General features: G+C 45.3%; 8 protein-coding genes and 1 pseudogene. 8 read left to right on the top strand and 1 reads right to left on the bottom strand.

Features of this window, described 5'->3' with window-relative positions; all coding sequences use genetic code 11:
* The first annotated feature begins 57 nt into the window (after positions 1-57).
* Complete coding sequence (gene rlmD, locus MHI25_RS03825) at positions 58-1,623, top strand: 23S rRNA (uracil(1939)-C(5))-methyltransferase RlmD (RefSeq protein ID WP_340394992.1); 1,566 nt, start codon at positions 58-60, stop codon at positions 1,621-1,623.
* Positions 1,624-2,451: 828 nt separating this feature from the next.
* On the opposite strand, the gene MHI25_RS03830 is transcribed toward rlmD, so the two are convergent.
* Positions 2,452-4,242: a flavocytochrome c gene (locus MHI25_RS03830; protein WP_340394993.1), complete on the bottom strand. Its 1,791-nt coding sequence runs from the start codon at positions 4,240-4,242 to the stop codon at positions 2,452-2,454.
* 272 nt (positions 4,243-4,514) lie between these two features.
* On the opposite strand from MHI25_RS03830, the gene MHI25_RS03835 reads away from it, so the two are divergent.
* The 7 genes and pseudogenes from MHI25_RS03835 (at position 4,515) to MHI25_RS03865 (ending at position 12,149) form a co-directional block, all read left to right on the top strand.
* A complete protein-coding gene (locus tag MHI25_RS03835; protein ID WP_076128489.1) occupies positions 4,515-6,101 on the top strand; it encodes a histidine kinase in 1,587 nt (528 codons plus the stop codon).
* Positions 6,076-6,858 carry a response regulator gene (locus MHI25_RS03840; RefSeq protein WP_076128491.1) on the top strand — a complete coding sequence of 261 codons (783 nt, stop codon included), beginning with the start codon at positions 6,076-6,078 and terminating at the stop codon, positions 6,856-6,858. Before MHI25_RS03835 ends, MHI25_RS03840 begins: the two co-directional genes overlap by 26 nt.
* A gap of 52 nt (positions 6,859-6,910) precedes the next feature.
* Positions 6,911-7,288 (top strand): annotated as a pseudogene (locus tag MHI25_RS03845) (hypothetical protein); the annotation flags it as partial.
* Between the two features lie 390 nt (positions 7,289-7,678).
* Positions 7,679-7,828, top strand: a complete 150-nt coding sequence (scfA, locus tag MHI25_RS03850; RefSeq protein WP_076098734.1) for a six-cysteine ranthipeptide SCIFF — start codon at positions 7,679-7,681, stop codon at positions 7,826-7,828.
* A 122-nt stretch (positions 7,829-7,950) separates the two neighbouring features.
* Positions 7,951-9,336, top strand: a complete 1,386-nt coding sequence (scfB, locus tag MHI25_RS03855; RefSeq protein WP_340394994.1) for a thioether cross-link-forming SCIFF peptide maturase — start codon at positions 7,951-7,953, stop codon at positions 9,334-9,336.
* Between the two features lie 553 nt (positions 9,337-9,889).
* Positions 9,890-11,455: a limonene hydroxylase gene (locus tag MHI25_RS03860; protein ID WP_340394995.1), complete on the top strand. Its 1,566-nt coding sequence runs from the start codon at positions 9,890-9,892 to the stop codon at positions 11,453-11,455.
* Between the two features lie 364 nt (positions 11,456-11,819).
* Positions 11,820-12,149 carry a MazG-like family protein gene (locus MHI25_RS03865; protein WP_094877055.1) on the top strand — a complete coding sequence of 110 codons (330 nt, stop codon included), beginning with the start codon at positions 11,820-11,822 and terminating at the stop codon, positions 12,147-12,149.
* The last annotated feature ends 12 nt before the right edge of the window (positions 12,150-12,161 follow it).

The following is a 12,161-nucleotide window of genomic DNA, read 5'->3' on the forward strand; positions in this document are numbered from 1 at the left end:
GAAAGCAAGAGTGTGGGATTATACAGCGATGATAATGAAAGAAGTGAACTATAAATAATGAGTAAACACCGCAGTGGACGCAGCACCAGCCGCCCAGCCGGCAAGGCGCCTGTCGCCGGACTGCCTGTGAATAAAAATGATGAGGTTATGCTCGATATTATCGGCATGACCCATGAAGGTGAAGGGGTAGGCCGCGTAGAAGGCTTTACCCTTTTTGTGCAGGGAGCCCTTCCCGGAGAGAAAGTCCGGGCAAGGGTGCTCAAGACCAAAAAGCAGTATGGCTACGCCAAACTGCTGAATATAGTAGAAGCGAGCAGCGCCCGCATCGCGGCGCCTTGCGAGATCTATGACCAATGCGGCGGCTGCCAACTGCAGCATATGGACTACACTGCTCAGCTGGCGTGGAAACGGCAGCTGGTGGTGGACAACCTGGAGCGGATTGGGAAGCTTCGGGTGAGTGGTGGCGGGGATAGCGGAAAGAGCAAAGAGAATGAAGCTGTTGAGAGTCAGACGGACAGTGCCAACTATGGCGGCATTGCAGATGGTACGACTGATGGCGCTGGAGTAGCTCATACAGATGGCATTCTTGTCCGCCCGACACTCGGCATGGACGAGCCTTGGCGTTACCGCAACAAGGCTCAGGTACCAATTGGTGTAACCGAAGGCGGTCTTGTAGGAGGCTTCTATGCACGCGGAAGTCACCGTATCATCGATATGGAAACCTGCTTAATCCAGCATGAGGATAATGATGACGTTGTGCGCAAGGTGAAAGACATCGGCAGAGAACTTGGCATCTCTGCTTATAGTGAAGAAACCGGTCGTGGCCTGCTGCGCCATGTCGTCGTGAAGAAAGCTTTCCGTACCGGTGAAATGATGGTTGTCCTCGTAACCAACGGCCGCGACATCCCACACCTGGACGCCTGGCTCGGCAGCATCCGCGAACAGCTGCCAGATGTAGTCAGCATCTGCCAGAACGTCAACACTCAGCGTACGAATGTCATCTTCGGTGGCGAAACCCGCGTCTTGTGGGGCAGAGATGTTATCTATGACTACATCGGCGATGTACAGTTCGCAATCTCAGCGCGTTCGTTCTATCAAGTGAACCCGGCACAGACCGAAGTGCTGTACGGTAAAACCGTTGAATATGCCGGACTGACTGGCAACGAAACGGTTATCGATGCCTATTGCGGCATCGGTACGATCTCCCTCTTCCTGGCGCAGCATGCGGCTAAGGTATACGGTGTCGAGATTGTACCGGAAGCTATTGAGGATGCCCGGGCGAATGCGAAGTTAAATGAGATGAAGAATGTAGTGTTCGAGGTTGGTGCCTCTGAAGATGTCATTCCGAATTGGAAAGAGCAAGGGATTACGGCGGATGTTATCGTTGTCGATCCACCGCGTAAGGGTTGCGATCCGCGACTTTTGGAGACGATCCTGGCTATGAAGCCGGAGCGTGTGGTATATGTGTCGTGTAATCCATCGACATTAGCAAGAGACTTGCGGGTGTTGGAAGATGGCGGATACAAGACAGTGGAGGTGACTCCGGTGGACATGTTCCCGCATACGGTGCATGTGGAGTCGGTGGCTTTGTTGGTGAGGGATGTAACAGAAGTATGTAAATGAAAACAAGGCGAAGTCGAGAGCGCAGCAAGAGTATGCAATGACCAGTCATATTCGACCGGAAACTCCGGACACTGAAGTATTACGAAACGCCGAGCAGAGGATAATATCATAAAATATATTTGTAAAAATTTTGGCGAGTAACATAAAACGTCTATTTTTTGTGGACGAGCACGGGGAATTAAATTTTATCAGGGATTTCCCTGAATATTAATATCCGATTATATATTGGATTCATTGGTTGGCTATATGCTTTTCCATTATATCTGGCCATTAATTAGAAGCGTTCTCCAACCACATATCTGCATAATAAAGCTCTTACGAAGTAGGTCTATGCCTATTATCCGTGAGGGCTCTTTCTCATTTATTAATGATCCTGCAAAAAGTCAGCCCCATATGGAACCTTCGAGGGTACCATATGGGGCTTTTTTTGTTTCCGCAAATTGCGGAAGCATGGCGCAGGGACAAGTTCCTGCGCTTTTTCACATTCAGTTAAAGGAGAGAAATGCAATGAAAGCAAAAACAGAGTGGAATAATATTCCTTTATCGGAACGATAAAAGAGCAGCGAGTTAGACTAGCGTAGCCCCTAGGCTCCACCATAAAAAAATCGTGAAGATCTTCGTGGTCACACTTTTGATCACAGTGCTTATTTTTTTCATGCCGATGACACGAATACATAGCAAACCGCCCTGTTCGCAATGTTGCGAACAGGGCGGTTTGCTATGTCATAGAGGGCAGCTTGAAAGTTAGCAGTCAACCGGCACTCTACAAGTTATCTTGCACGTTTTTAAGGCTAACTTATTAATAGAGCAGTTACACAAAAAATAAGATTACTCTGCTACAACTTGTTGGCCTGCAATCCGGCCGAATGTGAAGATATCAGCGATGGCATTACCGCCAAGACGGTTTGCACCATGAATGACCCCAGTTACTTCACCTGCAGCGAACAACCCAGGGATGACTTCGCCTTTTTCATTCAAAACGCGAGTCTTCTCGTCGATCACCAAGCCGCCCATTGTATGGTGAACGGAGGGTACAGCTTTTTCGATGTAGTAAGGGCCTTTTTCAAGAGATTTCAATCCACCGCGATGTTTGAAATCAAGGTCTTTACCTGTTTTCGCATAATCATTTACTTTATTAATCGTTTCTTTCAAAGTGTTCACGTCAATTTTAAAGAAATCAGCCGCCTCTTCAATCGTATCGGCTTTAAAGAGCAAGCCTTGTTTAACGAGTTGATCGTATTCGTCTTGATGAACTTCGATCGTTTTACCAATATCCTCAATGCCTTGATTCCATAATTGATACGTATATCCACCCGTTTGGGCAAGAATTGCTTTAGAAATAACGTCACGACGTTCTAATTCCTCAACGAAGCGCTTGCCTTCTTGGTTAATCAGGATCGCACCATCGAAGCGGGAGTCTGCAACCAGGGAAATAACACCTGTCTCAGGATTACAGATTGGATACGTTTGAATACTCTCCATGTTTGTCAGTTTGGCGCCAATCGTTTCTGCCATAACGATACCGTCACCTGTAGATCCTGGTGTATCGGTAGTCATATATTTTTCATCCATTGTAGGGTTATACTTCTTACGCATCTCTACATTGGATCCAAAACCACCGGTAGCGATGATGACGCCTTTGTTCGCATGGAATGTGATCTTGTCGCCAGTACCCGAAGTCGCAGTTACACCTGTTACTTTGCCGCTTTCGTCCTTCAGCAAGGTTTCGGCTTTCATATTCGTTTTGATCGTGATTTGATCAGCGTCTGTTTTGGCTTTTAACTTAGTAATCAATTCAACACCTGTATGACCTACAGGAATCAACGCACGTTTTCTGGAATGGCCACCAAATTGGAACAGATGATCAGGTAAGAACTCTACCTTGATATCATCGCGCAGCCATTCGGCAGATGCTAGAGCATTGTCGGCAAGAATACGAACCATCTTTGGATCCCCGAGGTTGTCTCCGCCTTTCATCGTATCATTATAGAACAAGTCAGCCGTGTCATCTGTGATGCCAAGAGCACGTTCAACCCAGTTGTCAGGCGCATTCATCTCACCACCGGAGATCAATGTGTTGCCGCCAACAGCTGGCATTTTCTCGAGCAGAACTACATTAGCTCCAGCGCTCTTCGCTTCGATAGCCGCACTAAAGCCAGCACCCCCGGCACCGATGACGACAACATCATAGGTTTGCTCGACTTCTTCTTTGTCTTTGCTTCCACTGACTGCAGCGCCAGCGACAAGGGTAAGTCCAGACTTCGTAATTGCATCTTGAATGGCTTCGAGATATCCTTTGCTTGTAACTGTAGATCCGCTAATGGCATCAACTTTTGCGCTGTTAGTTGCCATGACATCTTGCTTGAGCTGTGTATAAACAGGTTCTGCAAGTACTTCATTTTCCTTATGCTCTGTCACTTTAATGTCAGTGATCTTGTTATCTAATAAGGAGACTTGTACTTTAATATCGCCATGTTTACCTTGCCCAACTCCTTCAAAGACTTGAACTCCGTTTGCATCTGCAGCGGGCTCTGCATCTTTACTGCCGCAAGCAGCAAGCGTGAACATAAGACTGAGGACTAGTAGAATAGATAACAGCTTTTTCGTGTGAGTTCGCATAATATCTCCTTCATTCTGTTGTGGATTGGTTACATACACTAGGGAGAGGAAGATTTGCTAGGCAAATCCTTTATCTCTAGCCTAGACATGAATGTTATTTCATGTGAAAATATGCACAAGACCTATTATAGATTTAGTACAGCATTATGTATTTGCACAGATTAGTGTTTTTTTGTCTTTTTCGGGCATGTAAGAAACGGATATTGTGAAGGGCTATGATTACAATGAAATCAATTCACTTAAAAATTACGTTAATCGCAGGAGGCTGCTTCTTGCTGCTGTTCGTTGCATTGCTTGTAACAATATATTTGGAGATGAACCATACGGTTGTCCCTTTGAATAAGAACTTAACGCAGCAAGTGGTTACTGCACGCAGCGACCAGATTGATTATTGGTTTAATCAGCGCATTGGAGAGATAGACATGCTTGCTTCTCTAGCTTCGGACCATCAGTGGACACGAGATGAATTGCTGCAAGAGTTCGATAAGTTCGAGGCGAAGAAGAAAGTAGAGTACGAATCCATACGCGTGGTGGATATTCACGGAAATTCCTGGTCAGCAAGGGACAAGCCTTTTTCGATACTAAACCGACCCTACTATCGAAAACTGCTGAATTCAGATTCCAATTATGTGGTAAGCAATCCGATCGTATCCAAAGCGAATGCAGCCGAAATCGTCGTCATTCTTTATCGCGTGAATCCATCGGTGAATGATGAGGTAGCTTATATTGCCGCAGCCGTCTCCGTCAAGAAGATGAGGGAGATTGCTCAAGATGTAATGCTATATGACCAGTCAGGCCAGCTTATCGTCGATTGCAGAGAGCTGGGTGAAGAAGATGGAGCGGAGGATACAGCAGATAAGAAGAACATGAGTGTATTTGAGGCTCCAATTCAAAATGTGGAAGGCTGGAAGTTAGTACTCAAAGTACCGAATTCAAGTCTATCGTTAGCGGTGATCAAAACCCAGCGGACTGCATTGCTGGTAGGCGTTCTTATCGGTAGTGCGTTTATCGTCTTTCTGGTGCTGCTTGCTTCTTCCATTATTCGTCCAATTCAGTCGCTTCGCCAGGTAATGGAAAATGTGCAGAACGGCAACCAAACCATACGAGCAGATGTTACGCGCTCGGATGAGATCGGCGATCTTGGACGAAGCTTCAATGACATGCTTGTTCAATTATACGCTGTGGAGCAGGACCGAAAGGAGATGGAACTCAGACTGATTCATGAGCAGATCAAGCCGCACTTTTTATACAACACATTGGATACGATCCAGTGGATGGCAACGGAACATGGAGCAGACAATGTGGTGGAGATGGTGGAAGCGCTTAGCGCGTATTTCCGATTAGGGCTTGGCACAGGCAGTCCATACATTCTGCTTGATCAGGAGTTGTACCATGTCGAGAGTTATCTTCATATTCAAGGTGTGCGATATGAGGAGATTCTGGACTACGAGCTTCGATATGATGAAAAGCTTGCTCAGTGCCAAGTCGTTCGCTTCATACTGCAGCCTTTGGTGGAAAATGCGATTTATCACGGGATTAAGCCACTTGGGGATCAAAAGTGCAAAATTTCGATTACAGCATATAAACAGGCCGATTATTTGGTCATTAAGGTTGAAAATAATGGGGTTATGATTCCGGAAGAGAAGCTTGAGCAGATAAATCAAGCCCTTCTTGATGATACATATGATCGTTCTGCCACAGGCTTTGGGCTATACAGTGTAAACCATCGCATTCGACTAGCTTACGGAGTGCCATATGGCCTTGCAGTGAAGAGCGAAGATGGCATTACCGTTATGGTCATTCGAATACCTTTGGACGGGGAGTGGAATGAAGATGTGGAAGATTGTCATCGTCGATGATGAAACGATCATTCGCAAAGGCTTGCGACAATATATTGAGGAGAGTCCGTATCTTTTTGAAGTTGCAGGAGAAGCGAAAAGTGCAAACGAAGCATTGAATATGGTGGAGGAAGCCCCACCACATGTATGTCTTGTGGACATCAACATGCCGAATATGAATGGGCTCGATCTGATGAACATATTGCGCGAACGCTGCCCGTCGGTTCTGGTTGTCATCATCAGCGGGTACGATAACTTTGAATATGCGCGTCAAGCCGTGCAACTGCAAGCATTCGATTATGTATTGAAACCTGTGCCGAAGAGTGATCTGAACAAGCTGCTTCATCGGATCGATGAGCATCTTCAGGTAAAATATCCTTTGCATTCACATGAAGACAGGGTGGATAAGGAGCGGGAGCTTCCCGGGTATACAGGGGATGGAACAGTGCTTATCCAAAAAGTGACCGAGTATATTGACAGTCATTATCAGGATCCGGAGCTGTCTATTACTCGAGTAGCAGCACTATTTCATATCAACCAAACCTATCTTAGTAAGCGTATGAAGCAAGAAATCGGTGCTTCATTCCTTGACTATGTCACCGAGCTTCGGATATCGAAGGCGAAGGAGATTCTGGATGACGTAATGCCGAATATCAAAATCGGGGATCTGGCCGTGAAGGTAGGGTATAAGAGCCAGTACTATTTTAGTCGTGTGTTCAAAAATAGAGTCGGCTCAAGCCCCCTAGAGTACAAAAAGCATCCGTTCGGTTATGGATAGGAGGGCCATTCTCGTCCCTCTGCAGCACGCCATAGACGCTATGCTCGGTTCAGATCTTCAAATTCCTATCAGCCATGAAGAAATTGAAGCGGTTAGAAAAGATAGTAAGGGGATCATCCCGGAGGATCGGCTAATAGTCATTGCAAGAAGCAGAAAAATATCAGAACTTGCAAAGGAGCTTTTGTCAGCTCAGACATCATTAAGTAAATCGAACTTTATTGTTATAGCTACTAAGCATTTATCTATTTCCATAGAGGAGAGCTTAGAAAGCGACGATATCTTATTGAATATTCTAGCTTTAGTGGACAGACGAGTTGGAAAAAAGCGTATTTTAAACATGAGCGAGAAGATGAAGTTAAAGCATCCAATTGTGCAATATTTTTATGAACTAAGGCGTCAAGAGCAGATAAACTGTCCGGAAGTGTCTTAGGGCTCCTCATATAAGCTTGTTCACATTGTCCACCCACGTATGTGGAGAGTGTCGCTCTACTGGTAAGGAAGGATACAGTGCTATGAGATCCTTATATTTATTGGACTTTACGGACAAGTATGAGAAAAAATGTTGTTAAAGAGATGGCATCATTGCCGTCTCTTTTTTGTTTCACTTTTTTAGTATTGCACTGACTCTGGTTCCCGCTACCGCATCCTACGATCACAAGCATGAACGACTGCACGAAAATTAGTGTTGATGCTTATGTTTAAGTCCTCTCTACTCTGCTGGGTGACGGGAATCATAGACGTACTTACGTGAGGTTGCTACGATGTTCCATGGAAATTAAGTGAAAGTGATCACAAGAAATTACAGAAGGAGTCATTTATCGTGAAAAGAATCGTAACCCTAAGCACCCGCAAACTGATGGATACCGCAAAACACGGCGGATGCGGCGCATGCCAGACCTCTTGCCAGTCCGCTTGTAAAACTTCCTGCGGCGTTGCAAACCAGAAGTGTGAAAATGCAATGAACAGATAGGATTCGGAATTTTACCGCCCATTGCTCTGCTGATGGGCGGCTATTTTTAAGAAATGGATACTATCCCTAAAGGATGGCGAAGCCGTTTCTACTAGTGTGCAAAAGGAGCTTGATTAGTAAGTATGATTCATCAATATAAACTAAACGGATACAATATCGTGCTCGATACCTATAGTGGCTCGGTGCATGTTGTTGATGACCTAGCATATGAAATTATAGCGGATTATGAGAAAACTTCTGTCGACCAAATCGTGACAATGATGTTAGAGAAATATAAGCATGATTCCAGCATTTCTGAGAGTGACATTCGAGAAACCATCGTGGATATCGAGGAGCTTATAAATAATGGACAGCTCTTTACAAAAGATGAGTATGAGAACCTCTCGCTTGATTTAAAAAAACGAAAAACTTATGTTAAGGCGCTCTGTCTTAATGTTGCGCATACCTGTAATCTATCATGCGACTATTGCTTCGCTAGCCAAGGGAAATACAACGGAGATCGAGCAATCATGAGCTATGAGGTTGGACAAAAAGCTATCGATTACCTGCTTGAAAATTCGGGTCATCATCGCAACCTGGACATCGACTTTTTCGGTGGTGAGCCGCTTTTGGCCTGGAAAGTAGTTAAACAGATCGTAGCTTATGCAAGAAGCAAAGAACAAGAATACAAAAAGAAGTTCCGCTTCACCTTCACGACGAACGGGATGCTGCTGAACGATGAGGTCACTGAGTTTTTAAATCAGGAAATGTACAATGTCGTATTGAGCCTGGATGGAAGAAAAGAGGTTCATGACCGGCTTCGCCAAACGGTTAACGGAAAAGGCAGCTATGATCATATTCTTCCGAAGTTCCAGGAATTCGTTCGTAAGCGCGGAGACCAAGAGTACTATGTACGAGGAACCTATACCCGTAACAATGTTGATTTCACCAATGATATATTTCATATCGCAGATCTTGGTTTTGACAAAATCTCGATGGAACCGGTCATTTGTGATCCAAGGGAACCCTATGCACTTACCGAGGAGGACCTCCCGGAGATATATAACCAGTACGAAATTCTCGCAAAAGAAATGATTGGGCGCGGTGAAGAAGGCAAGGGGTTTACCTTTTATCATTACATGCTTGACCTCTCGGAAGGACCCTGCATCCAGAAGAGAATCACTGGCTGTGGTTCAGGAACAGAATATCTTGCTGTCACCCCCTGGGGAGAGCTTTTTCCTTGCCACCAGTTCGTAGGGGATGAAGAGTACAGCATGGGAAACCTCTGGGATGGCATCACACAACCGGAGCTGCAATGTCAATTTAAAGAGAGCAACTGCTATTCGAAGCCGGAATGTAAGGACTGCTGGGCGAAACTCTACTGTAGCGGTGGTTGTCCTGCCAATGCGCTGCACGCGACGGGTTCCCTGGTCGGTACCTATGACTTCAGCTGTGACATCTTCCGCAAAAGAGTCGAATGTTCTATGATGGTAAAAGTGGATGAATCTATTAGAGCGATGGAAGGGTAACCTAACTAATTAAAATAACGGATGAATATACTATAACCGAGAAATAGACACTTTTAAATGAAGTGACTTTTCTCGGTTTTTTTGTACGGAGAAGAAGGACTGTAAGACAAGAGAGATGATCAGTTTCTGCAAAGGGCAGGTCACTGATCGTCTTTTAATCTGAATCTATGGAATGAATTCCGTGCGTTGCTCGATAAATTTGGAAGCAAGGAGCAGGACGGGGCTAAAGAAGTGAAGAGATTGAGGATCGGATGTATGGAGAAGGGGCAAACCCGGAGCCAACAAGCCTGTCCTCTGTTTTGTTATTGAAGGCGGAATTACATGTTCTAGAGCTAATTGCAGCAACAACTGGAGGGCTTTCTCAGTCCAACGCTATAGGAATTGGATAAAATGTGAAAAATATATGCCCATTTGTAATACTTTCGCCATGTTCATTACTCCCAAAATAAGCAAATATAGATACAGAAGCTGATACGATAATGCAGCCGTTTAAAAAATCATCGAGCTGTTCTGATTGTTATTGAAGGAATTATAGGAAGAGGTGTTGTGAACGATGGTTATTTTCTTCGATAGAGCTAAACGGCCGCTTTGGGAGGGCAGGCCCTCCATTTACTCCCATATTCAGGTACAAGGAGAATCCGTGGACGGATCGCTGCCGGATGACGAAGAATTCTGGTCCGGTGATAAAATCAGATGGGTAGCGGGCGGTTTGGATGGAGCTTTTGGACATCATGCCGGACCTGCTAAGATGACGGATGAGGCAAGAGAGCTGGTTCGCCTGCTGGCGAAGCAATCCAGAAAGCCTAAGAATTCAACAAGAAAGGCCCTATATGCTAAGCTTGTGAAGACAGATATAGGAGGAATGATGGATGTCGTTCTGGATGAGGTACGCAAGCAGCCCGGGATACAGCCGGACTCCGTATTCCATGAAGCGAAATGGTTAGCGGAGAATGCGGCGCACCGAAATGTCGTCAAATTCGGGATTGCCTTACTGGGCCTTTTTCAAAACGAGCAAGTTAAGGATTTGCTTCTAACGTTGGGGAGACATGAGGAATTTACGCTTTATGCCGTGGTTGCGATTCATAATGGAATGGAAGACAGCAATCAAGTTCTATTTGAATTGGCTCAACAGGTTCATGGATGGGGGAAAATACATATCGTCGAGAGACTTGACCCTGCTAGTCAGGAGATAAAAGATTGGCTGCTGCGGCAAGGATGCCACAACAACGTCATGAACGAATATTTAGCCTGTATTTGTGCTAGAAATGGTGGCTTGAGGGAGGCACTTTCTGCTGACCAGGTAGATAGTGCATTATTGGATGGGGCAGCCGATATCATTGAAGCGCTATTGAATGGCGGGCCTGCTGAGGACATAGATGATTATGAGCATGCTCCACAGGTGTTATTTGATTACGTGAGGCTCACTGGGAAGATAGGGGGAACTGCAAAACATCTGTCAGCTATATTTAGCATTTACGATTTCCTGGCTGAGGATGAGGAGAAATGGACCGAACGGATGTCTGCGGGCTGGAGCGAGCAGTTAAGAAGCGATATCAGCGATGCTTGCCAATCGATTATGGCTAACATCAAGTGGATGAGTATCGTTATGGATGCTGTTAACAGCGGTGATTCACCGGACCGTTACTATGGCGTAGCTTGTGCTGAAAAGCTTGGCATTGATATTTGGGACACTCTCTACAATCAGCTTGCAGCCAACCCGCTACAGGATTTCTATTACTATCAGCTCATGAAATCGAATGATCCAGACCGAATTCATAGGTTCGTACAATTCGCCATCGAACACCTTCCCTTGCAGCAGATCGCCACTGGCCCCGGAAATGAAATGGGATTCGGTGAAGAATATGCAGCACATAGGAAGCTGGGCGCAATCTTGCAAAGCTTGGACCGGTTCGAGGGGATAGGGACAGAGTTGATTTTCACTGGTCTGAACAGTCCAGTGACCTCCAACCGGAACATGGCGATTAAGACATTGGAGAGCTGGGACGTTTCATCCTGGGGGGAGGAGCTGGTTCACGCGGTCACTCATTCATCAGTAGTCGAGCCTGAAGCTTCGGTAAAAGAACGGCTAGACCAACTCCGTGAGGCAAAGGGGTTGTAAGTATGAGAAATATTCATGATGGAGGAGTTGAATGGTTGTATGGCTTATATAAAAAGAACGTACTATTGTATTGAATATTCTGGCTTTGGTGATCAGAAGAGTTGGTGAGAAGCGGATTTTGAGCATGGCTGAGAAGATAGTGTTGAAGCATCCGAGGCGCGGTATTTTTTATGAGTTGCGGCGGGGATATTGTGGGGTTCAAAGCCATAATTTCTATATGATTCAATAAGGGCTTCTAATTAACAGGAGTCCTTTTCTGTGTAATTTTAGGAATTACGTGGATTTACATTGAGGATTGGGCTATCATTATTTTGTGCAGAGCAAGTGTTAGAGATTGAATATGAACAACATGACGGAGGTACGTATGGACGAATTAATCGAGAAAATCATCCAATTCCGCGACGAAAGGGACTGGAAGCAATTCCACGATCCCAAAGATCTGGCTCTTTCGATCTCGCTAGAGTCGAGCGAACTGTTGGAACTCTTTCAATGGAAGAACAGCCAGCAAGCCATAGAGCAAAATTATTCCGACATGCAGGACGAAATTGCTGACATTCTCATCTACACGCTAACGCTCGTTCATGATTTAAATATTGACGTAAAGGATGCCATCCTTCAGAAAATAAACAAAAACGCAGAGAAATATCCGGTATCCAGTTCTAAGGGAAGTTCGAAAAAAAGTACGCGGCAGTGAATGAATAGGGGA

Origin of the sequence: Paenibacillus sp. FSL E2-0177 (assembly GCF_037992975.1) — a bacterium.
GTDB classification, from domain to species: Bacteria; Bacillota; Bacilli; order Paenibacillales; family Paenibacillaceae; genus Paenibacillus_AQ; species Paenibacillus_AQ odorifer.

Excerpts from the sequence above, each read along its gene's own strand:
- MHI25_RS03830 (WP_340394993.1), bottom strand. The coding sequence starts at position 4,242 with ATGCGAACTCACACGAAAAAGCTGTTATCTATTCTACTAGTCCTCAGT.
- MHI25_RS03840 (WP_076128491.1), top strand. The coding sequence starts at position 6,076 with ATGTGGAAGATTGTCATCGTCGATGATGAAACGATCATTCGCAAAGGC.
- MHI25_RS03860 (WP_340394995.1), top strand. The coding sequence starts at position 9,890 with ATGGTTATTTTCTTCGATAGAGCTAAACGGCCGCTTTGGGAGGGCAGG.
- MHI25_RS03865 (WP_094877055.1), top strand. The coding sequence starts at position 11,820 with ATGGACGAATTAATCGAGAAAATCATCCAATTCCGCGACGAAAGGGAC.
- scfB (WP_340394994.1), top strand. The coding sequence starts at position 7,951 with ATGATTCATCAATATAAACTAAACGGATACAATATCGTGCTCGATACC.
- rlmD (WP_340394992.1), top strand. The coding sequence starts at position 58 with ATGAGTAAACACCGCAGTGGACGCAGCACCAGCCGCCCAGCCGGCAAG.